Source organism: uncultured Kordia sp., assembly GCF_947496985.1.
In the GTDB taxonomy this organism is placed as follows: Bacteria; Bacteroidota; Bacteroidia; order Flavobacteriales; family Flavobacteriaceae; genus Kordia.
Map to the genome: position 1 here is coordinate 1 of NZ_CANMEZ010000001.1, position 23,278 is coordinate 23,278.

Annotated in this window: 22 protein-coding genes and 1 tRNA gene; 3 read left to right on the forward strand and 20 right to left on the reverse strand. The window is 33.1% G+C overall.

Features of this window, described 5'->3' with window-relative positions; translation table 11 throughout:
• The first annotated feature begins 361 nt into the window (after positions 1 to 361).
• Both Q0828_RS00005 and Q0828_RS00010 read left to right on the forward strand, forming a co-directional pair.
• Positions 362 to 562 (forward strand): hypothetical protein, encoded by a 201-nt coding sequence (locus Q0828_RS00005; protein WP_298416625.1) that lies wholly within the window; start codon positions 362 to 364, stop codon positions 560 to 562.
• A complete protein-coding gene (locus tag Q0828_RS00010; RefSeq protein ID WP_298416626.1) occupies positions 519 to 2,111 on the forward strand; it encodes a recombinase family protein in 1,593 nt (530 codons plus the stop codon). Before Q0828_RS00005 ends, Q0828_RS00010 begins: the two co-directional genes overlap by 44 nt.
• 138 nt (positions 2,112 to 2,249) lie before the next feature.
• On the opposite strand, the gene Q0828_RS00015 is transcribed toward Q0828_RS00010, so the two are convergent.
• The 9 genes from Q0828_RS00015 to abc-f form a co-directional block, all read right to left on the reverse strand.
• On the reverse strand, positions 2,250 to 2,519 hold the full coding sequence (locus tag Q0828_RS00015; protein ID WP_298416628.1) for a hypothetical protein: 270 nt from the start codon (positions 2,517 to 2,519) through the stop codon (positions 2,250 to 2,252).
• Between the two features lie 13 nt (positions 2,520 to 2,532).
• Entirely contained in the window at positions 2,533 to 2,949 is a 417-nt protein-coding gene (locus Q0828_RS00020; protein ID WP_298416630.1) for an NUDIX hydrolase, read from the reverse strand.
• A 1-nt stretch (position 2,950) separates the two neighbouring features.
• Positions 2,951 to 3,232 (reverse strand): hypothetical protein, encoded by a 282-nt coding sequence (locus Q0828_RS00025; RefSeq protein WP_298416632.1) that lies wholly within the window; start codon positions 3,230 to 3,232, stop codon positions 2,951 to 2,953.
• Between the two features lie 13 nt (positions 3,233 to 3,245).
• Positions 3,246 to 4,217 (reverse strand): deoxyhypusine synthase family protein, encoded by a 972-nt coding sequence (locus Q0828_RS00030; RefSeq protein WP_298416634.1) that lies wholly within the window; start codon positions 4,215 to 4,217, stop codon positions 3,246 to 3,248.
• The gene (speB, locus tag Q0828_RS00035; protein ID WP_298416636.1) at positions 4,210 to 5,151 is read right to left on the reverse strand and encodes an agmatinase; all 942 of its coding nucleotides are present in this window, start codon (positions 5,149 to 5,151) and stop codon (positions 4,210 to 4,212) included. The genes Q0828_RS00030 and speB overlap by 8 nt, the downstream gene beginning before the upstream one ends.
• Positions 5,138 to 6,541 (reverse strand): arginine decarboxylase, encoded by a 1,404-nt coding sequence (locus Q0828_RS00040; RefSeq protein ID WP_298416638.1) that lies wholly within the window; start codon positions 6,539 to 6,541, stop codon positions 5,138 to 5,140. The genes speB and Q0828_RS00040 overlap by 14 nt, the downstream gene beginning before the upstream one ends.
• A 483-nt stretch (positions 6,542 to 7,024) precedes the next feature.
• Positions 7,025 to 7,097, reverse strand: a tRNA-Met gene (locus Q0828_RS00045).
• Between the two features lie 58 nt (positions 7,098 to 7,155).
• Positions 7,156 to 7,338 carry a CPXCG motif-containing cysteine-rich protein gene (locus tag Q0828_RS00050; protein ID WP_298416640.1) on the reverse strand — a complete coding sequence of 61 codons (183 nt, stop codon included), beginning with the start codon at positions 7,336 to 7,338 and terminating at the stop codon, positions 7,156 to 7,158.
• 1 nt (position 7,339) lies between these two features.
• Complete coding sequence (gene abc-f / locus Q0828_RS00055) at positions 7,340 to 9,253, reverse strand: ribosomal protection-like ABC-F family protein (RefSeq protein WP_298416642.1); 1,914 nt, start codon at positions 9,251 to 9,253, stop codon at positions 7,340 to 7,342.
• Positions 9,254 to 9,335: 82 nt separating this feature from the next.
• On the opposite strand from abc-f, the gene Q0828_RS00060 reads away from it, so the two are divergent.
• Complete coding sequence (locus Q0828_RS00060) at positions 9,336 to 9,725, forward strand: DUF983 domain-containing protein (RefSeq protein WP_298416644.1); 390 nt, start codon at positions 9,336 to 9,338, stop codon at positions 9,723 to 9,725.
• Here the strand turns inward: Q0828_RS00060 and Q0828_RS00065 are convergent.
• The 11 genes from Q0828_RS00065 to Q0828_RS00115 all read right to left on the reverse strand — a co-directional run bounded on the left by Q0828_RS00065 (position 9,722) and on the right by Q0828_RS00115 (position 23,246).
• Positions 9,722 to 10,777: an FAD-binding oxidoreductase gene (locus Q0828_RS00065; RefSeq protein ID WP_298416646.1), complete on the reverse strand. Its 1,056-nt coding sequence runs from the start codon at positions 10,775 to 10,777 to the stop codon at positions 9,722 to 9,724. The genes Q0828_RS00060 and Q0828_RS00065 overlap by 4 nt on opposite strands.
• Positions 10,778 to 10,840: 63 nt before the next feature.
• On the reverse strand, positions 10,841 to 11,734 hold the full coding sequence (gldN, locus tag Q0828_RS00070) for a gliding motility protein GldN (protein WP_298416648.1): 894 nt from the start codon (positions 11,732 to 11,734) through the stop codon (positions 10,841 to 10,843).
• 19 nt (positions 11,735 to 11,753) lie between these two features.
• A complete protein-coding gene (gldM, locus tag Q0828_RS00075) occupies positions 11,754 to 13,325 on the reverse strand; it encodes a gliding motility protein GldM (protein ID WP_298416650.1) in 1,572 nt (523 codons plus the stop codon).
• 40 nt (positions 13,326 to 13,365) lie between these two features.
• Positions 13,366 to 13,998 carry a gliding motility protein GldL gene (gldL, locus tag Q0828_RS00080; RefSeq protein ID WP_298416652.1) on the reverse strand — a complete coding sequence of 211 codons (633 nt, stop codon included), beginning with the start codon at positions 13,996 to 13,998 and terminating at the stop codon, positions 13,366 to 13,368.
• 80 nt (positions 13,999 to 14,078) lie between these two features.
• Positions 14,079 to 15,452, reverse strand: a complete 1,374-nt coding sequence (gldK, locus tag Q0828_RS00085) for a gliding motility lipoprotein GldK (RefSeq protein WP_298416653.1) — start codon at positions 15,450 to 15,452, stop codon at positions 14,079 to 14,081.
• Positions 15,453 to 15,603: 151 nt separating this feature from the next.
• Complete coding sequence (locus Q0828_RS00090) at positions 15,604 to 16,773, reverse strand: formimidoylglutamase (RefSeq protein ID WP_298416654.1); 1,170 nt, start codon at positions 16,771 to 16,773, stop codon at positions 15,604 to 15,606.
• The gene (gene topA / locus Q0828_RS00095; protein ID WP_298416655.1) at positions 16,773 to 19,274 is read right to left on the reverse strand and encodes a type I DNA topoisomerase; all 2,502 of its coding nucleotides are present in this window, start codon (positions 19,272 to 19,274) and stop codon (positions 16,773 to 16,775) included. The genes Q0828_RS00090 and topA overlap by 1 nt, the downstream gene beginning before the upstream one ends.
• Positions 19,275 to 19,378: 104 nt before the next feature.
• Positions 19,379 to 20,548: a hypothetical protein gene (locus Q0828_RS00100; RefSeq protein ID WP_298416656.1), complete on the reverse strand. Its 1,170-nt coding sequence runs from the start codon at positions 20,546 to 20,548 to the stop codon at positions 19,379 to 19,381.
• Positions 20,535 to 21,080 carry an RNA polymerase sigma factor gene (locus tag Q0828_RS00105; RefSeq protein WP_298416657.1) on the reverse strand — a complete coding sequence of 182 codons (546 nt, stop codon included), beginning with the start codon at positions 21,078 to 21,080 and terminating at the stop codon, positions 20,535 to 20,537. The genes Q0828_RS00100 and Q0828_RS00105 overlap by 14 nt, the downstream gene beginning before the upstream one ends.
• A 41-nt stretch (positions 21,081 to 21,121) precedes the next feature.
• On the reverse strand, positions 21,122 to 22,183 hold the full coding sequence (locus tag Q0828_RS00110; protein ID WP_298416658.1) for a hypothetical protein: 1,062 nt from the start codon (positions 22,181 to 22,183) through the stop codon (positions 21,122 to 21,124).
• Positions 22,184 to 22,421: 238 nt separating this feature from the next.
• On the reverse strand, positions 22,422 to 23,246 hold the full coding sequence (locus Q0828_RS00115; protein ID WP_298416659.1) for a hypothetical protein: 825 nt from the start codon (positions 23,244 to 23,246) through the stop codon (positions 22,422 to 22,424).
• Between the last annotated feature and the right edge of the window lie 32 nt (positions 23,247 to 23,278).

Below are 23,278 nucleotides of genomic sequence, written 5' to 3' on the forward strand. Positions count from 1 at the left end.
CGACCAAACTCGACCAAACTCGACCAAACTCGACCAAACTCGACCAAACTCGACCAAACTCGACCAAACTCGACCAAACTCGACCAATGTTATTTTTTTTCTATTAATCTTTGAAAATGATTAATAAATGAAGTTTTAAAAATAAAATGATAAAAGCAACGATCTAAAAAATAATATAATTCTCTTCTAAATAAAAATTGTAAGATTTTAACTATTAATTAAGCTTTTGGTAGTTGGACTTAGTTTTTATTTTTTGTAATATGAAGAAATATGATTTCAGCTAATTTTACAAAGATCAAAAAGAGGATTACTAATTGTTGCAAACAAATAGTAGTAAATAATACTATCGTAGTTCCTTTAAATGAAAGATGTAAAAGACATATCAGCATTAAAAGTAATATCTATTGAAGAATTAAAAAGCTTTGATGGACTTGCTGATATATCTAATGAAGAAGCTGAACACATCATACATACATTAAAAGAACTATCACTAATAACACACAACATTATTACCGAGCATGGACAATCTTCAACAATTTCAGAGCTTCGCAAAGCAGAATAAAAAAGGGGTAATCACAAAAAATGAAGCCGTAATCTACACGAGGGTTTCTGGTTCTAAGCAAGAAGACAATACAAGTCTTGAAAGTCAAAATATACAATGTACACAATATGCATCTCGACTTAAACTGACTATTAAACAATATTTTGGCGGTACGTATGAAAGTGCGAAAACTGATGATAGAAAACAGTTTAAAAAAATGATTACTTATGTGAAGAAGCATAGAATCGCTTTTATCATTGTATATAGTATTGACCGTTTTTCGCGCGCAGGTGCAAGTGCAATAACCATTGTTGAAGAACTCAAAAAAATTGGAATCAATGTACTTTCTGTTACTCAGCCTGTTGATGTGGAAACCTCTACAGGAATGTTTTTTCAAAATCTTAATTTACTATTCAGTAAATACGATAATGATCAAAGACGTGATAAAACCATCATGGGAATGCGTCAACGTCTTCTAAATGGGTATTGGATGGGAAAAGCGCCACTTGGATATAAAAATGCTAGAGATGCGAATAACGCTCCAATTATTGTTTTTGATGAAAATGCTAAGTATATAAAAAAGATATTTCTATGGAAGCTCAACGAAAGTCTTTCGAATAAGCAAATACTAGATAAGTTAAGTTTATATGGTATAAAGCTTTATAAACAAAAATTGACTAACATTTTAAGAAATCCAGTGTATTGTGGTTTGATAGCACATAATCTTTTAGATGGAGAAATTATAAAAGGAAAACACAAAGGCATTATAACTAAAGATACGTTTTTAAAAGTAAATAATATTAATACGGGAACTGGTTATAAACAACACAAAGCAAATGACAATTTACCGCTTAAAGGCGGTTTTATTAAATGTGCTAAGTGCGAAAAACCATTAACAGGATATATTGTTAAAAAGAAGAATATCCATTATTACAAATGTGGAACTATTGGTTGTGGTTGTAATAAGAATGCAAACAAAATGAATCAGCTGTTTTTAAATATTCTTGAAAAGTTTCAGTTGGACAAAAAATTAGTAGCACCTTTGAAACTACAGCTTAAATATACTTTCCAATATTTCAACAAATCAAATAAGGATAATGCAGCAACTCTAAAATATAATTTAAAGACTATTAAAGAAAAGTTTGAAAAGATTCAAGAGAGATACGCAATAGGCGAAATTGACACGGTTATTTACAATAAATTTTCTAAAAAGTTCAGCGAAGAAATGGACAAAATAGAAAACGAAATTAACAAAACTTCTTTTGAAAAATCGAACCTTGATTTTTACATAGATAAATCAATAAATTTAATTTCTAATTTACACAATATGTGGAACTTATCTGATTATACGCAAAAACAACAACTTCAAAATTTGTTGTTCCCTAACGGAATTCTTTACGATAAAGAAAATGATACTTGTCGAACCCTTAAAACAAATTCAATCTTGGAATTAACTAACTCTCTTTCAGTGATTTTGAACCAAAAAAATAGCGGACAAAAAAACAATAATGTTAATTTGTCCGCTTTAGTAGCGGGAACTGGACTCGAACCAGTGACCTTCGGGTTATGAGTTCATCTAAGGAATTGCGCCCTCTGATTATCAATTAATTAACCCTACTCTATTCTGCTAAAATTCTCAAATCGTATTCAGAAACGTATTCGATTTTCTGATTAATACTTTTTCAAATATAATAAAAAACTATATTCTTTAGATATCATCCAACAACTCTAATTTTAATAATCTAAAAATAATAAAATCATCATCATCTAAATCATTAATAATTTCTTCGTAGGTTATGCTAAAAGTTTTATTCAACATAGAACCATCTTGTAGATTAAATTCTTGTAATACACTTTTTGAAATTTCTTCAAAAATTATTTTTTCTTCAAAAGAAAAAACAAAGGTATAATATCCATTACTATAATTAATAAAAATACCTTCTTCGCTCTTAGTCTGTTGTGTTTCATAATAGCTCATAAGCATCAAATTTTTAATTAGCACTTCCGCGTTGTGTAAAGAAAAAGCGTTCCAAAGCATTCTTATCAGAAACTCCTAAATACTGACATGCTTCTATCCAATTTACCCATTCTAAAGCAGTAAATTTATGAGGCTCGCGTAATAAAAACGTTTTCTTTATATCCTTTAAAATAAAATAATGTCTAGTTAGTGTTGGCTTTTTATTGAATATGCTACAAAATGTTGAAATGTATTGAAAATCGTTATAGTTTAAGTGCACTCCAACTTCTTCAAAGGTTTCTCTTATTAAACAAGATTCGGGAGTTTCCCCTTTTTTAGAAAAACCACCAATAAGACCATATTCTTTTTTATCTGTATTTTTTCGTAATACCAAAACTTCTAAATTACTTACTATAAGTAATCTCGATTTTTCTTTATGTTTCTTTTTCATTTTAATTCATATCATCAATGAAATCATTTTCATTTCTGCTTACGTCATCATCTATGTCATTTTTATCATCTTCATAATTTTCGATTGAATCAGCCAGTTTTTTACTGACTTTTACTAAATATACAGTATCATCTGTTCGGACTTCTACAGCTTCAATGATTTCATTTTTAGCATTTTTAAATTTTATGATATCCAAATCATCATAACCATCAGGATATTTTTCTACTAAAAGATTTAATATTCTTTGTGTTAATTTTTGATAATCTACAATAACTCTTTTCATTACTTGGTAGGTTTTACATGTTTAATAAATAGGCAAAGATTAATGGTGCAACAATGGTAGCGTCACTTTCTATAATAAATTTTGGAGTATCGATATCTAATTTTCCCCAAGTAATTTTTTCATTAGGAACAGCTCCTGAGTAGGAACCATAACTTGTAGTAGAATCTGATATTTGACAGAAGTAACTCCAAAAAGGTGTATCTTCCCGTTCCATATCCTGATACAACATTGGTACTACACAAATAGGAAAATCACCTGCAATACCACCGCCAATTTGAAAGAAACCAATTCCATTTTCTGAATTATCGGTATACCAATCTGCCAAAAAGGTCATATATTCAATTCCTGATTTCATAGTAGATGCTTTCAATTCGCCTTTCAGAACATACGAAGCAAAAATATTCCCCATGGTGCTGTCTTCCCAGCCTGGAACTACCATTGGTAAGTTTTTTTCTGCAGCAGCATACATCCATGAATCTTTTAAATCAATTTCATAGTATTCTTCTAAAACTCCTGATAGTAACAGCTTATACATAAACTCATGTGGAAAATAGCGTTCTTCATTTTCTTCTGCTTCTCTCCAAATTTTAAAAATATGTTTTTGCAAGCGGCGAAATGCTTCTTCTTCAGGAATGCAAGTATCAGTGACTCTGTTGAGCCCTTTTAATAATAATTCCCATTCGTCTGAAGGTGTCAAATCTCTATAATTTGGTACTCTTTTGTAATGAGAATGTGCTACCAAATTCATGATATCCTCTTCCAAATTAGCTCCTGTACATGAGATAATATGGACTTTGTCTTGCCGAATGATCTCTGCAAATATCTTACCTATTTCGGCTGTACTCATTGCTCCAGCTAACGAAACTAGCATTTTTGATTCTTGCTGTAATTGTGCCTCATATCCTTTGGCGGCATCTACCAAAGCTGCTGCATTAAAGTGTAAAAAGTGGTTTTCTATAAAGTTTGATATAGTTCCTTTATTCATAGTCATCTGTGTCTTTAAATTTTGAAATTTTAGAAAAAGGTGGGGTAACTTTAAAATCATCTACATTTTCATCTTCTTGAGTTTCCAAGAATTTATAAGAAAGCATTTTGTAATACAGTTTAGCTGCTAAAAACTCAGAACGCTTATTATTTTTTTCTGGGCATAATTCTACAATATCAAAACCGACTACATTTTTTTCTTCAAATACTATTTTCAAAAACTCTAAGGTTTCATACCATAGTAAACCACCAGGTTCAGGCGTTCCAGTTCCAGGCATAATTGAAGGATCTAAAGCATCTAAGTCAAAGGTGATAAATACATTATTGGTAAGTAAATCAATCACATTATCCATCCAATACTCATTGGTTGCCATATTGTGTGCAAAAAATACTTTCTCCGCGTTCATTACTCGTGTTTCTGCAATATCCATGCTTCGAATTCCAACTTGCACTAAATTGCTAGTCTGACTTGCCTCGTAAACTGCACAAGCATGGTTACAACTGCTTCCTTCGTATTCTTTACGTAAATCGGCATGTGCATCAATATGCAATACCGTAAGACTATTAAAACACTCATTAAATGCTCGTATACTACCAATTGAAATAGAATGCTCACCGCCAAAAAGCGTAACAAATTTATTTTTGTTTATGTAATGTTTTGCGGTTTTGTGAACAGCTTCTACCATAGCTTCAGGAGAACTATTTTCGGTAACAGATTCTGCTAAATAAATTCCTTTCTTATATACTTCCGTGTCTGTTTCTATATCATACAACTCCATATTTTCTGATGCTTCCAAAAAAGCGCCTGGTCCTTTATCTGCTCCTTTTTGCCAAGTACTTGTTCCGTCATAAGGAACAGGAATCAATACGATTTTTGCGGTATCTAGCTTTGCATATGATTCTGGGATTCCTGCGTAAGTTTTATTCGTTGTCATTGTATCCTAAAATTTTTAAAAATTCTTCTGCCTTTTGTTGCTCTGCAAAAAGCTGTGTTGTGATATTTCCTTCGTTGTCTTTTTGTATTAATATTCGTTTGGGTTGTGGAATTAAACAATGTTGCAAACCTCCATAACCACCAATTGTTTCTTGATAAGCTCCTGTGTTAAAAAATCCTATGTAGAGTGGTTCGTTTTTATCATATTTTGGTAGATATATAGCGTTTACATGTTGTTCACTGTTGTAATAATCATCGCTATCACAAGTAAGCCCTCCTAAAAGCACTCGTTCATATTCGTTATACCAACGGTTGATAGGTAGCATGATAAAACGCTTATTAATTGCCCAAGTATCAGGTAATGTTGTGATGAATGAAGAATTGATCATATTCCATTTTTCTCTATCATTTTGCTGCTTTTGATATAAAACTTCGTAAACAGCTCCACTACTTTCACCAACTGTGAAGCTCCCAAATTCAGTAAAAATATCTGGCACATCTACACGAGCTTCTTGGCAAACTATGTTTACTTGATTGATAATTTCATCAACCATATATTGATAATCATAATTGAAGGCTAACGAATTTTTTATGGGAAAACCGCCTCCGATATTCAAAGCAGTAAGCGTAGGACAAATCTTTTTGAGTTTCGCATATACTTTTAAACATTTATGTAATTCGTTCCAATAATACGCTGTATCGCGAATACCTGTATTGATGAAAAAGTGTAACATTTTTAGTGACACATTTGGTTTATCAACAATTTGTTCTTTGTAGAATTTGACAATATTTTTATAACCTATTCCTAGTCTACTCGTGTAAAATTCAAATTTAGGTTCTTCTTCTGATGCGATGCGAATACCAATATCAAATGTGGTATGAATTTGTTCGTTGAGTAGTTTTAATTCCTCATAATTATCAACTACAGGAATACAATTATAGTGTCCATTATTAATTAATGTCGCAATATTATGAATGTATAAATCACGTTTAAATCCATTACAAATAATATAGGTATCATCTTTTATTTTACCCAGTTTTTTAAAATGGTTAACAATGTCAATATCGAAAGCAGATGATGTTTCTATATGCACATTGCTTTTTAGTGCCTCATTAATTACATAGTTAAAATGAGAACTTTTAGTACAATAACAATAGTGATACTTTCCTTGATAATTATGTATGTCCATTGCTTTTTTAAACCACTTCTTTGCTCGTTGAATATTGTGTGAGATTTGTGGTAAATATGTAAATTTCAATGGAGTTCCATAGGTTTTAATTAACTCCATTATGTCAATACCATGAAAGTGTAAATTCCCTTCATGTAAAGCATATTCGTCTTGTGGAAAGTAATAAGTTTGATCCACAAGATCAATATATTTTGTTTTCATATATGATCCTTACAATAAATTAAAATGTATGTATAAGAGTATGTCTTTAAAGTAATTACTTTAAAGTTTCTAGTCTATATGTGTAATGAATTTCAGACTCTTAATGGTCTTAATAGCAAGGTGACGACAAGTGTTGCGTCAATATATTTTAATATGTAGTTTTTAACGGAAGTTAGCTCAATATTTCGGTTACTTATCCCATAAGCAGCTGTTGGATTTGACTTCCTAATTTCCAAAAGCCCGAAACTAAAAACACGTTTCATAATGCTTGGCTAAATGCTAGAAGCAAATTAGTATAAAAAAAGAAAAACACAAAAATTATTTTACTTAATTTTTTAAGAAAGAAGTCTTTATTTTAAGCGATCAAGACATTAAGTTAATAGTGATTCCTACAAAACTGTATTCACTTTTGTATTCATTTTGAAAAAATCGTCGGGTTACAAAAAAAGCCTCCACATTTCTGTGAAGGCTTGATTTATCTAGTAGCGGGAACTGGACTCGAACCAGTGACCTTCGGGTTATGAGCCCGACGAGCTACCTACTGCTCTATCCCGCGATATTGGATTGCAAATATACAACCATTTTTGATTCTACCAACAAAAAGATAAACTTTTTTATTGTTCTATATTTCTTGCTTGAAATCCACTAACATCACCTTCTTCACTAACCACCTCTAATTCAATTGGATTACAGCAAATTTCGCAATCTTCAATGTATTTTTGAGTCGATACAGAAGTATCAATTAACATGGAAATTTCTTCCCAACAGTAGGGACATTGAAAGAAATGTTCGTTCATTTTAGCTTAATTCATCCATTTGTTCTTGTAATTCTTCCCAATCCACCATTAAATCCTCTAAGGTTTTCTTTTTACCTTGATACATAGCGAAGAAATCTGGCTTTGCAATGGTTTCTTCATAATTAACCGCCAACTCCATGTCAATGTCTTTGATTTCTTTTTCTAAATCAGAAATAGCACGTTCAATTTTATTGAGTTTGTTATTAAGTGATTTCAGCTTTTTCTGAGCTTCGTAGGATTGTTTTGTATCTTCATTTTTTATGACTTCTTTCTTTATAACCGTACGCTTCTCAACTTCTCGCAAATCAGCTACTTTTCGTTCTTCTAAGTAATAATTGATATCTCCTAGATACTCTTTAATCCTTTGGTCTTTGAATTCGTATACTTTGTTTGTTAAGCCTTGTAAAAAGTCACGATCATGCGAAACGAGGATTAATGTTCCTTCAAAGTTTTGCAATGCCGTTTTTAAAACATTTTTCGATTTGATATCTAAATGATTCGTCGGCTCATCCATCACCAATACATTGAAAGGCTGTAATAGCATTTTACACAACGCCAAACGATTTCGTTCTCCTCCAGAAAGCACTTTCACTTTTTTGTCAGCTTCTTCTCCTCTAAACAAAAAAGCACCTAACATGTCTCTTACTTTCGGGCGTGTTTTTTCATCGGCAGCTTCTATCATCGTTTCTTCAACAGTCAATTCACCATTAAGATATTCTGCCTGATTTTGCGCAAAGTATCCTATTTGAACATTATGACCTAGTTCCAATTTTCCATCATGTGGAATTTCGTTCACAATGATTTTAGCCAGCGTAGATTTACCTTGTCCATTTTGCCCTACAAATGCAATTTTACTGTTTCGCTCCACAAATAAATCAATGTTTGATAATACTTGCTTTTCACCATAGTGTTTGGACATATTTTCTCCTTCTACTACTACTTTTCCTGGTTGAATTGACACAGGAAATTTAATCGTCATTACACTATTATCATCTGCATCTACTTCTATACGATCAATTTTTTCAAGCTTTTTAATCAACGATTGCGCCATAGAAGCTTTGGATGCTTTTGCTCTAAATTTCTCAATGAGCTTTTCGGTATGTTGAATGTGTTTTTCTTGATTTTTTTGTGTCGCCAATTGTTGCTCTCTAATTTCTTGACGTAATACTAAGTATTTTGTATACGGTTTGTTGTAATCATAGATTCTTCCTAATGAAATTTCAATAGTTCTATTCGTTACATTATCTAAAAACATTTTATCATGCGAAACAATGATAACAACACCCGGAAACGTTTTTAGAAATTGTTCTAGCCAAATGATCGATTCAATATCTAAATGGTTTGTAGGCTCATCTAAAAGTAAGATATCATTTTTCTGAAGTAAGAGTTTTGCCAGTTCAATTCGCATACGCCAACCACCTGAAAATGTATCTGTTTTTTTGTCAAAATCTTCGCGCTTAAAACCCAAACCTTGTAATACTCTTTCGGTATCACCTTTGTAATTGTAACCGCCTAATATTTCATACCGCGATGTAAATTCACTTAAGTTTACAATAAGTTGATTGTAGGTTTCACTGTCATAATCTGTTCGTTCTGATAGTTGATGATTTATTTGATCTATTTTGAGTTCTAGTTCGCGAATTTCCTCAAAAGCTTCATAACTTTCATCTAACACCGTTCTTCCTTGAACAAATTCAATATCCTGCTTTAAAAAACCTATTGCTATGTCTTTATCCGTTGCAATTTCTCCTTCATCAGGTTCGTTATCTTTGGCAAGAATTTTTAAAAGTGTTGATTTTCCTGCACCATTTTTCCCTATTAAACCAACCCGATCGCCAGCATTAAGACGAAAAGCAATGTCTTTGAATAAGTATGTTCCGCCAAAGGCAACAGCGATATTATGAATATTTATCATATGTGTGACAAAAGTTACAATGTTTCTAAAAAGGAAGTCTTATTTTTGTATTTCGTAAGACTCGCTATAAATATTTTTACAAATGTTAAAAAAAGGATCGAAATTATATAGTATTTTAACGGGAAGTTGCCCAAAATGTCATAATGAACGTATGTATGAGGAGAAAAATCCGTACAAGCTCGCCAAGACATTGAAAATGCATGAAACTTGTGCACATTGTGGAACTCGTTATAAGATTGAACCTTCTTTTTTTTACGGCGCTATGTATGTGAGTTATGGAGTAGGAATTGCGTTTGCAGTTGCTGCTTTTGTTGTTTCAAGATATTTTATTGGCACTGAGTTACTGACTTCCTTTTTTGCGATCATGGGAACGCTCATTTTCTTTATGCCAGTTATTATGAGGTTGTCTCGAAATATTTGGATCAACCTTTTTATGTCTTATGATAAGAGTTTGAATAAAAAAGATGCTTAGTTTGCGTTGTACAGATCTTCAAAACGCTTGATGTTAACATCACTTGGTAATTCTTTTTGACACGCTAAGTGGTCATATAGTTGTTTTGCAATTGTTGGACCAACCATAACACCACGTGTTCCCAAACCATTTAATACAATTAAGTTTGAATGCACAGGATGCATTCCTATTAATGGTCTTCTATCAATGACTGTTGGACGAATTCCTGCTACCTGATCAATAATTTCATAATTACAGTTAATAAGCTTAGAAAGCTTCTCTATAAGCTCTAATCTTGCTTTTTCTGTAATTGCATGCGTTTTATCTTTCCAATCATAAGTTGCACCAACCGTATAGATATCATCTCCTTGTGGAATAAGAAAAACAGAAGATTTTAAGACATAATCAATTTTTAAATCTGGTGCTTTAATGAATAACAATTCACCTTTGGTTCCTTTTAAAGGCAAATAGTCAAAGTATGGGTTAGATTTGGCTCCGAAACCTTCACAAAAGATTATTTTTTTTGCTTTTATATCTTGATAGCTTACCGATTTTTTTTCTATAGTTAGCCTATTATATTGAAAACGCTCTTTTTTGATTGCATTTTTTTGGCTTAAATATTCACGATATGACGTTAGTAGTTTTCGTGTATTTACTCTTCCCGTTTTTTTTACTTTTCCTAATGCGAAAGGTGCTTCAACTGCTTTGTTTTTATTTTGAATCAATGTCGCATCTAGATATTTGGATAGCTTAGGTTTGTCTGAAGCTTCAAACCACATATTTTGTTCTTCTATTGCTGAAAATCTTCGAACTACAGAAATTTTCTCATCAAAAGCTGTTGCTAGTTTTCTTTCTAATCGCTCGTAAAAAGGCAAAGCTATTTCTAGTTGTTCATCTGCATTCCAAGCTGGTGTAAATCGTTTTAGAATTACTGGATTATATAATCCCCCAGCAACTGTGGAGGAATGCTGTGAATTATCTTCATATACAATAAATTCTTTTCCTGCTGCTTCTAATTCTTCACAAAAAGCAATTCCCGCTAAACCTAATCCAACAATTATATAATCTACCATAGTGCAAAAATAAAAAACGCTCACTAAATAGTGAGCGTTTGTATTGTTATTGTTATGAATGTGTTAGTAATTCCACATGTCTTGTTCTCTTCCTCTGATCTTATCTTTGATACGTTCAGATTCTAATAACTGCATGAGTGAGTTTTCACGGACATATTCCTTGACGAGCCTATCACCTTGAACATTTTCTTCTTTATAGATGATCCCATTAAAGCGTCGTGCATTTAATAAGTGATCAAAAGATAATGGCTTGGCGGCATTACGATCATTGAAGGCTTTTGCTTCATGAAGTATTTCTCTAACATCTGGATAGAATACCCAAAATAGCTCAACTAAGTCTTGTTCTCCGTCAAGATCTATAAAGTTTACATCTGGTGCAACTGGTGCAATAGCAAGCAATCTGAATTTCAACTCTCCTTGACGCTTATCAAAATACCAAACACCTTTTACATGGTATTCTTCGATATCTGCTGAAGTTAAATCTCTAACATTGATATATTCATCAGATAGCTTTTCACCTGCATTCAATTGTTCCTTACCGACATCGGTAGTATCAACTTTTCTAAGTGTAGCTTTGATGTCTTCATATGTTCTCTTAGCTGTAAAGTTTCCATCTCCATATACTGTTTTGATCTTTCCGCTTTTCACGTTTGTCAATAATACATCATATAAAGAACGTCTATCATTACGCATTCCAGTAGTATCTATCGGATAATACAATGGGAAGTTTACTCTTTCATCAAGATCAATGATTTCCCATGTTGTTGCTGACCAAAGAATATCTCTATCATCAACGTATCCATAAGGTAATGGACCATCGTTATCTGCATCTTTTTGAGCTTGTGTTTTCACTCCAATCTCTGAAGGGTTTTTGGCATTCAATAAATTAGCTTGCGCCAAAACACTTCCTGATACGAATAGTGTTAGTACTCCAATATATAAACTTCTCAAATTCATAACAAATTATTAATTAATTTTAGTTTGTAATTTCAATAATTACAGGCGAAACTTTTTTAACGAAATAACCTGAGTTTGTAGCAAGTTTTGCGTTAATATCAAAAACCTGAACAGTTTGCCCTCTTTTTGCTCTAGTTAAAGCTGCTTTAGCTCTACTATCTAATCTACTTCCATTTACTTTGATAGTTGGTTGACCTGGCACTTTAAAGCTAAATCCATTTACTTTCAATTTTAAGTCAAAGTCAAAATCTTCTAAGATAGCTCCAACTGTAACTTTAGCTAAATTGCTTTTGCTCATTTTTAAAGTTCCGTATTCACCTCTTACAGTTCCAGTTGGACGAGGAATATCTTTTACTCTAAAAACAGCTTTGTCACTTGATGTAGATCCATCATCTAATTTCGCACTTACATTGATAGTAACTTCTCTTCCAGCGCCTGGCTTCATCATATACTTTCCGTTTCCAACTTTAGATAATCCTGGTGCATTTGCAGTTACTTTGTTATCAGGAACTCCTGCAAAAGAGATTGTCATTGGGTTTGAAACTCCACGGTATACAACGTTCATTTTATCAGCTGAAATTGTAGCTGAGTTTGGACGTGGTACTACTACATAGTTTGCAGCAATAGGAATTTTCAATTCTTTACTATTCTCAATAAATGTAAATTCACCTTTGATTTCGTGCTCACCTACATTACCAACATTAAAGTCTAAAGTAGCAGCTCCACTTTCATCGATAGCTTCTCCCAAATTGATTTCGCTTCCTTGAACAACTAATTTTGTTGGTGGAACGTTTGCGTATTTACCAATTACTACTTTTCCTTGGAATTTTTCTCCTGCAAAGAAAGCAGATTTATCAGCTAGTACTATAGCTTTATAGTTATTTAAAGTTGTAGCTTCTGATACAATGTTTCCTAAGAAAAGGCTAAACATGTTTGCCTCATTAACTTTAATGTCATTTTGCATTGCAGTTAATTTAGTGTATGAAGCAATAGCTGGGAAACCTTGATAGTTATAAGCTAACCAATCAATTTTTTTACCATCTTTATTTTCAACTTTTTCAGTACTGAATGTTTTATCAAATACATCAGCTCTACCTCTATAACTTTCGTCAGTAGCCAAAATTTCTTTGATTTCAGTTTTGTATGCTTCAATATTATCCATTACTTCTTGACCTTTTTTAGTCAATCTGTCACCTGTAAACCAAGCTTCGTCTAATATATCAGTTTTATCCATTGCTTCAAAAGGAAGTTTTCCTGTTTCAGGATCTACTTTATATCCTCCCTTGTTTAGCAATTCAGTCTTTAATGTTTCAAGATATTTATATAATTTATCTGAAGCAATTTTTACTTGCTGCGCTCTTGCTGCAGGAACTTTGAATTCTTTTGGGTTTTCAGTTCCTTTTGTTTCAAGCTCTTCTAGTAGTTTGTCATTTCTATCGGTAGTTGCAACGTTTGCATCCGCAAACTTAGCTTCCATTAATCCGAAAGCCGAAAGTACTTCTTTTGACATATTCATTGCCATCATTGCGATGAAAACCAAATACATCAAGTTAATCATTTTCTGCCTTGCAGATGCTTTTCCTCCTGCCATGTCTAATTAGTTTTTTAGTTAATTAAAATTATATTACTAATTAGTTTTTATTCATAGCAGATAACATTCCACCGTATACACCATTTAATGATGAAAGGTTTGATGCTAATGATTGCATTTGCTCTTTTAATTTAGCCGCGTTTTCTACCGCTTCTTCATTGATTGCAGCTTGACGGTTAGCACTATCCATTTGTACTTTGTAAAGGCTATTTAAAGATTCCATTTGCGCAGCAGCTAAAGACATTTCCTCACTATATTTTTTAGTAGAAGCAATTGCGTCAACTGTTGGAGAGATACTTTTTGCAGCTCCTTCAAAGTTACGGATACTTGACCCTAAGCTTGACATTAATTCTCCGTCAATTTTTGCATCTTTTAATAAGTTATCTAATTTTTTAGATAATAATCCTTCTGCATCAGTAGCTTCTTGCTTTTTAGCTTTAGCTTTTGCAGATCCTCCAGATAATTCTGGATATACTAGAGACCAATCTAGGTCATCTTGTTGTCTTTCGAAGGCTGAATATGTAAATACTAGTGCTTCTACAATCATTCCAAGCGTTAAAATTTCACTTCCGTAAGGCCAGTGTTGAATTTTAAATAGTGCTCCTACAATTACAATTGCCGCTCCAAGTCCATATACCATGTTCGTTAGCGTGATCTTGCCATTCTTTGCCATAATAATCTAATTTTTAGTTTAGTGTTTAGTTAATAAAATTTAAGTGTTGGGTTTACCTATTAGTTTTGTTGAATTCTGAATTATCTTTTTCCTGAGCCTACAACATCAGTTCCCATATAACTTTGAACTGTTCTGAATCCGATGTAACTTCTTGCAGAGTCTCTGTATTCGAAATCTCTAGTGTTTACTTGTAAGAAGTATTCAACATCTTTCCATGATCCTCCACGAATTACTTTACGCTTGTTTAGCGTATCGTTTACGTTAGGACTCATTGTAGACATGTATTCGTATGAACTAGGATCATAAGATGACGCTGTCCATTCGGCTACGTTACCTGCCATGTTGTATAAGTTGAAATCATTTGGCTCATAAGCATCAGCTTCTACGGTATATAATGCTTGATCTGCCGCGTAATCTCCTCTTAATGGTTTAAAGTTTGCTAAGAAACATCCTCTATCATTCATGGTGTAGTAGTTACCCCAAGGATATGTTGCTCCTTCGAGTCCACCTCTTGCAGCGTATTCCCACTCTGCTTCAGATGGCAATCTGAATTTATTGATTTGATGACGTTTTCTTTCTCTTCTGTAGATATTCTTTTTTAATGTTCTCCACTCACAGAATGCTTTTGCTTGTTTCCAAGTAACACCTACTACTGGATAGTCATTGTATGCATCATGCCAAAAATAGTCATTGTGCATAGGCTCATTATATGAGTATTCGAAATCTCTAATCCAAACAGTTGTATCTGGATATATTTCTAAGTTCTCGCTTTTTATGAAGTCTGAACGCTTTAAACCTGTGTTTCTTGTGTTTTTAGCAGCACTTTCGATATCCATCCATCTGTATTGGAATCGTATCTTTGTCCAGTCGATAGTACGCTGTCCATTATATGCCTCTGCTTCAGGAAGATAAATAGAATCCATCACCTCAGCATAAAACTCATCTGGAATTTCAGAGAAATCCCAAATTAAATCTACATCTCGGTTAAGGCGTCTACCTTCATAACCAGTAGGGCCAAGTCCTGCATAATTTTCTAGAGTATACTTTTCCCAAGCTGTCCTACCTGTAGAATCCGCATCTTTAAAAGCGTATTTTGCGATTCCATCTTCATTAGGATCTGTTTTACCTTCTTCATCAGCTAATATTGCTAATTTAGTACGGATTATAGAATCTCTAACCCAATATACAAATTCTCTGTATTCGCTGTTAGTGATTTCTGTTTCATCCATATAGAATGAAGGGACAGTAACTGTTTTTGTGGGTGCATTTTTGGTTTGAGCAATGTCGTCATCAGATTTACCCATGATGAACGATCCACCAGGGATTAGAGACATACCATAAGGCTTCTCAGGATGCCATTTTTTTCCTTTGACACCGACTAGCTCACCTCGATCTTTAGAACCACAGCTATAAAGAAATGCTAAAACGGCTGTTAATACAACAATCTTTTTCATACGGAATTATTGAGGTTAATACGTTTTTTATAGATTTTAAGGGCGTAAACCTATCTATTTATTTTCAAAAAAACAATTTTTTATTCTAAAAACTAATGGTTTTAAATCGCTTTTTTTAAATATCAATTTAAGGTTTTCTTAACACGCTTATTTAATTTATACTTTTTTTATACGCCATCCACCATCTTTCAGGGATAATTTGATTGCATGCATTCAAATAATCTTGGTGTGTGCAAGGTAATAACGTATGTCTTTTTAATTTATTATTCAAACTTGAAATAAATGGTATTTCTATCCACCATCTTTCAGTCTTATTACTTTTATAGAAGATCATCTCTTCTCTATCATTTGGCACAATATACTTCAAATAGTCGTCTTTTGAGGTAAAAGGGTAATCATTTACTCGATAATTAACACCTTCTACGAAATACCAGATCATTTGCGCTATTAACATTGCTGTAATTTCTTCGTCTTTCGAATTTTTGTATTCAAAGATTCCAAACGATGAAACTTTATCACTTATTCCTGCATAACGACTGATTGCACAGATTTCTTTTCCATCCAATCCATTTGGTGATGTATTTTGATTTCCACTTACTTCAGAAGCTTTTACAGCTGATAAATCAATTCCGACAATATCGGCATCACGTGTAATAGGTTCCACAATACTTATATCATTTGACACATGACCTAAACGATACGCATCAAACAATAGTTTTTGCATCAAGTCTATTTCTTCTTGTGAATTGAAATAGGTTTGATATCCAATATTACTATAATTGAACAGATTGTGCGGCGCTTCCATGATAATTTTCCCCATATACGTATGGTTACTTACCGATTGCGTAACAGCTCCAAAATCAAACTTACTATCTACATTTACCATATTCACCATTTGCTCAAGATTGTCGTACGCTCTGTACATTGCATACATTAAATCTTGACTTCCTCCAATAATGATAGGAATGATATTGTTTTTTAGTAACGGCTCCATTATGGTTTTTAAAGCCGCATATGTATCCGTTACAGACGCTCCTTTTTCTAGATTTCCTAAATCCACAATTTTTTTACTCCAGTTTCCTGGAAATAAGCCGTAAAGTGCTTTCCTAATTTCTAATAGATCAAGTCCTTCACCAAGGTAATTGACATCACTACGATTTTCTAGCACTCCTATAATTGCAAATTTTGCTTTGGCAACCGCTTCTGGGATTCCTCCTTTAGAGGTATGTACTTCTATTTGGTTTCCTAACGCTTGATTTGGCAATAACTCATTGTGAGCCATTAATAAATCATTGACAGGCGATAAAAATTCGAATTCCATTATTTTTTAGCTTTTGCTTTTGCCTTAGGTTTTGCTTTTGCTTTCGTTTTTTTCTTTGGAGCTTTTTCCTCTATCATCTTTTGAACTTCTTCTAAGGTCAATTTTGTAGCATCAACTGTTTTTGGAAGTTCTATTTTTATTTTTCCTTTGAGAATATTACTTCTTCCCCAACGTGCTTTTTCTACTCGAATTCCTTCTGCTTCCCAATTATGAATAACTTTATCGCGTTCTTTTTGCTTTTTGTCTTCTATGAGCTCTTCAATATCTGCTTGCGAAAGATTATCGAAATCGTATTTTTTGTTCACATTAATAAAAATACCATTCCATTTTAGGAAAGGTCCAAAACGACCAACACCTTTGGTTACATGATGTCCTTCATAGTTTGCAATTGGCGCATCTGCTTTTTCACGAGCTATAATTAATTCCATAGCTCTATCCATTTCTACACTTAGTGGATCTTCTCCTTTATCTAATGAAATGAATTTTTTACCAAATTTCACATATGGACCATAGCGTCCATTGTTTACCTCAACAGTTTCTCCTTTGTATTCTCCTAATGTTTTTGGCAATTGAAATAAATCCATTGCTTCCTCATAGGTAATGGTGTTTAATTGTTGATCTGGGCTTAGACTTGCAAAGCGTGGTTTTTCTTCATCATCTACAGTTCCTATTTGAACCATTGGTCCAAATTTCCCTAAACGCACACTTACTTGTTTTCCACTTTCTGGATCAACTCCTAAGATACGCTCTCCTGATTCTCGTTCGGCATTTTCTTTTACGTCTTCTACTTTTGGATGAAAGTCTTTGTAGAAACCTTTCATCATGTCTTTCCATTCTTCATTACCTGATGCAATATCATCAAAGTCCTGCTCTACTTTTGCCGTGAAGTTATAATCTAATATAGAAGAGAAGTTTTTCACCAAGAAATCATTTACAATCATTCCTATATCTGTTGGTACTAATTTCCCTTTGTCCGAACCTACTTTTTCAGTCAGTTCTTTTTCAATAATCTTATCTCCTTTTAATACAAGTTGCTCATAGTTTCTTTCCACACCTTCAACAGTTCCTTTTTCTATGTAGCCTCTGTTTTGAATGGTAGAAATTGTTGGCGCGTACGTAGACGGACGTCCAATCCCTAGTTCTTCTAATTGTTTTACCAATGAAGCTTCCGTGAATCTGTATGGAGCTTTTGTGTAACGCTGTGTTGCAGAAATGAATTCGTTTGTCAGTTGCTCACCTACTTTTAAAGCTGGCAACATTCCGTCTTGTTCTTCATCTTCATCATCTTTCCCTTCAAGATATACTTTTAGGAAACCTTCAAATTTTAACACTTCTCCATTTGCTGTAAAACGCTCTCCATGTGTATTTGCTTCAATTTTAGCATTGGTACGCTCTAATTTTGCATCACTCATTTGCGAAGCTAAGGTACGTTTCCAAATCAATTCGTATAAACGAACCTGATCGTATTCGGCATTTACCGAATGGTTTTCCATATTGGTTGGACGAATTGCCTCATGCGCTTCTTGTGCTCCTTTTGCTTTGCTTTTATAGTTTCTTGGATGACTGTATTCTTCTCCATACGAACGAATAATTTCTGCCTGAGCGGCATTTTTTGCATCGTTAGATAAGTTTACACTATCCGTTCTCATATAAGTAATCAAACCGGCTTCATACAATCGTTGTGCAAGTGTCATTGTTTTACTTACGGAGAAGTATAGCTTTCGCGATGCTTCTTGTTGTAAGGTTGATGTGGTAAATGGTGCTGCTGGTGATTTTTTTGCTGGCTTAGTTTCTAAGTTTGCAATTTTGAAGTCTGCTCCTACATTTTTAGCTAAGAAATCTTTAGCTTCTTGATGTGTTGGAAATGTTTTATTGAGTCTTGCTTTGAATTTTTTTCCTTGAGAATTTAAAAATTCTGCTGCAACTTTAAATGATACTTGTGGTTTGAAATCTTGAATACTTCGTTCACGTTCTACGATTAAACGCACTGAAACCGATTGTACTCTTCCGGCAGATAATCCGCCTTTTACTTTTCTCCAAAGTACTGGCGACAATTCATATCCTACTAATCTATCTAAGATTCTTCGGGCTTGTTGCGCATTTACTAAGTTATAGTCAATATCTCTAGGATTATCAATTGCTTTTAGAATTGCCGTTTTGGTAATTTCATGAAAAACAATTCGCTTTGTACGTTCTGGCGATAGCTTTAATGTTTCAGCCAAATGCCATGCAATCGCTTCTCCTTCACGATCCTCATCACTAGCGAGCCAAACCATTTCTGCTTTCTTCGCTAAATCCTTTAATTTTTTTACAACTGATTTTTTATCATCAGACACTATATATTGAGGCTCAAAATCGCCGTCTACATTTACACCTAATTCTTTGGATGGTAGGTCTGCAATATGCCCGAAACTCGATTCTACCTTGAAGTCTTTTCCTAGAAATTTTTCAATCGTTTTCGCTTTTGCAGGTGACTCTACAATTACCAGATTCTTTGCCATATATTGATTTTTCAGAGTACAAAAGTATGTAGATTTTTAAAAACGGACACATTTTTTTGTATTTATACTTTTTTTACACTGTCCAAAAATCACTTTTTTAGCGTTTAAAAATCATATTTAACACCAATGATAAATCCGCCGTATTTCTTGTCTCCAAGGTAATTTACATACGGCGAAAGTTCATACTTAAAAATAAGTCCAATATTTTTATAATTGATTCCCGTACTTAACCCATAATTGATTTTTTGATCAAAAAAGCTTCTGACTTTGTCGTTAAAAAATTCATTGTTTGGCGAATATATTTCATAACCAAGGTACACACCAGCTTCTACACTGTAGTCACCAAATTGCTTTTCAATGTTTGAAAACAGGTTGAAACTCACTTCTCCTTTGGTGAAATTAAGGTTGTCTTTTTTTAAACGCAATGTTCGCAATTGCAATGCTCCACCATAATTGAATGAGTAATCGTTTTTGAGTTCTCTTGTAATTTCATAAGAGAGCTCAACTATATATGATTGTGTAATTCTATAATCGTTTGCTGTAGCAAATCCGTTGAGACCTATCATTATATCTGTATTTTCATAAAAGTTTGGCTTCTTTTTACGTTTTCGCTTTTTCTTTTTACGTTTCTTTTGAAGTGTTTCCGGAACAATTAATTCCCAAGTATAGGTTTGTAAACCTTTTGCTACCGACAAAATTTCTTCATTTTCACTTGCTAATGAGATTTCATTCGTACTATTAAGTGAATCTGAATTTAATTTTTTACTCCCATTATATATGGTATTGTTTTTTGTATCGCTTCCGCGCGAATTTACTTTTGAAGTCGATTCCACAATACCACTTCCATTGCCTTGTAGCTTGTTTGCTGACTGATTGCTGTGTCGAACTCCATCATTTGTCATCAACGCGTCTTTTTCAGCTTGACTGATATTAGTTGAAACCGTACCTGTATCTGAATTCGAAACCGAAGTCGCGTTTGAATCTGAAGAAGAACCTGAATCCGAAATAGCACTTTGCGTATTTCCAGATTTTGGCTGCTCCGTATTTTTATTCGTTATGGAATTAGCATTTATTTCTGAGTTGAAATTGATTGCTTTGTATATTCCAACCGAACTCATTCCCACAAAGAATAGTAATAACAGAAAGAATCTACGTTTTTTCTTTTTGCGTTGTAGCTTTTCTTTAACAATGTCCCATCCATTATTGGAAGGCGTTGCTTCACGACCCGAAAGTTCACTCTTTACAAGTGCGTCTATGTAATCAAAATCTTCCATTGGACTTTTTTGTTGTTAATTGTTCTTTTAATAATTTTCTTGCTCTGAATAAGCGCGTCTTTGAAGTTGCCTCAGGAATTTTTAAGAGTTCCGAGATTTCTTTGTGTGAATACCCTTCTATTGCATATAAATTGAAAACCAGCTTGAATTCCACAGGAAGCTCCATGACCAGTCGTTGTATTTCAGAAACTTCTGCTACTGGTTTTTGATATGTTTTTTGATGTTCTAATATGGCATCACTTTGATCTGAGATTAGGAATTTCTTTTTTCGCAGAAATGATAGGCTTTCGCGAATCATGATTTTACGCACCCAACCTTCAAAACTTCCTTCTTGTTTGTATTTTTTGATATTGAAAAAGACTTTTACAAAACCATTATTCATGACTTCTTCCGCCATGGATCGATCTGATATAAAATTGAGACAAGCTCCTAACATTTTGGGCGCGAGCGCTTCATAAACTGCTTTTTGCACCAGTTCATCATTAGCTCGCAACCCATCAATGTTATGTATTTCTTTTTTAGTTTTTCCCAAAAATGGTTGACCTATTTGATTGTTTTGTATTTTGATTACTTTTAACAACTGATCGACTGAATTTCGATTGGAATTAAGATAAATTCCGTACTCATAGTATAGTCAATACGAACATATATAATTTGCACATTTGTTGTGTTTTGATATGAGCTTAAAGATAATGGATTGGATTGACTGTTTGCATCTACTTCACTTTCGTAAAAAGCAATTGTATCATCCATCGTTAATTCATCCAAATCATTTATTTCTATAATACAAGGTATGTATTCTTCAAATACAAATTCTGAAATTTCAGAACCTACAACGTCTTCACATTCTACAAAAACCAATTCTGTACAGTAATTTTCCTCTTCACATTCTTGCGTAAGCGTAAATACAATATCATCATTTGTTAAGTTCATGATATTATCTGGCAACACTTCAGTTTTCCAATCAAAACTCCAATCATCTGCAGTATCACTTGTTTCTTCAAACGCCATGTTAATGTGCAATTCATCTTCAATAAAGTATACAATTCGAGTTCCTTCAAACACTGCTCCATTATTATAGAATTTAAACGTTCCGTCTTCTGCAATATCAAAAACAGCATTTTCATAGGTATCAACAGTATCATCTTCATGCGAAACCACCCAAACACATTCTTGTAATAATTGACGACAATTACCCGCCACAACAAGTTGTTCCTCTAGAACACAATCATCAATAGCTTGTTTTAATTCTTCTTTATTTTGAATTAAAAATTCTTCCCCATTTTCAAGTTGACTTTGAATTGGAAAACTGATTCCGATACTGTTTCCATCCGTAATACCTTCTAACACATAACTAAATTGTGAATCACTAGAAATTACATGCTGCGCCACAACTCCTACGATATCGTTATATTCTAATAGTGTAAAAGAATAGATAAATTTGATACAGGTTATTTCTTTTTCAGCATCTTCATCTGCCACACGTGTTATGAGATCAAACAGTTCTGACTCTTTTTCGATTAGATTGACAAGATCTACTGTTCCAACTTCTTCGTTATCATCTAAATCTGAGCAAGAAAAAGTGATCATTCCTATCAGTACACATAATCCAATTTTTAAAATATTTTCTTTCATAATTAAAGGTATTGTTAATGTTTATTTATCATATAGATGCACGAATAGTGAAAAGGTTCCATAAAAACATGAGAAAATTTTAATCTGAATTAAAACCAACTACTTATTTTGCTTTTTTGCGGTGCTTTTTCACTTCATCATTTAACATTACATCCTTTTCCATGACCGCTTTTCAGTTCACTCTATTAGAATAGACGTTATGCGAAAGAAAAAGGTTCCCGAAGTATGTAAAAAAAGCCTATCTTTTTTTGATAGGCCTTTTATAATCGTGTAGTTTTTGAATAATCAAGTCTGTTTTTTCCTGATATGAATCGATGGGTTTTTCATCGTCAAACTCAATAATGTGTTTATAAATAAAGTATAAAGGAAGATTTATCAAAGTCATTGTAAACACAAACCCGAATCCACAAAGAATAACACCTGCAATCATAGATATAAAACCTACAATAAGCATAAATCCTATAGACAGTAACCATTTTTCAGTTCCTAACTGAAACCCAAGACTGATAATTTCTTTTGCTTTCAACTCTGGATTAAAAGCAAGAATGACAATAAAAAAAGCAATTGGAACACTTAAGTATACTAAAGGAATGTATGACAAGTAGTATACAGAAGGAACAATGATTGCTGCTGATAAAGCACCTAACATAAATAGTTTTGAAAAATATTTTCTTTTTAAGAAATAGTAATAATCATAGTACCCCTGTTTATTATGGTCTTTCATTTTACATATTCTGCAAAACGCTGCCGAAACTGCTATAAAAACAGCACTTACAAGCACAAAAAATAATCCTCCAAATATATAGGAAACGATACGCATTCTTTCATCATTAGAAAGATGGAAATCTGTATAATCTGATGTTATTCCTAAAAAAACAAGCGTAGTTGTGTATGGAATAAAACATACAATTCCCACTACTATTGAAAATAATACGATTAACAAACTACCTAAAACTCCTTGCCCCCAAGCCTTGGTAAACAAAGTTCCTGACTCACTTGCGATAGTTTCAAAAGACAAGTCTTTTGCATATTCTATTTTTTCCGATAACAGCTCTTTATTCATATATTTATTTCTGTAGCACACAAAAGTAATAG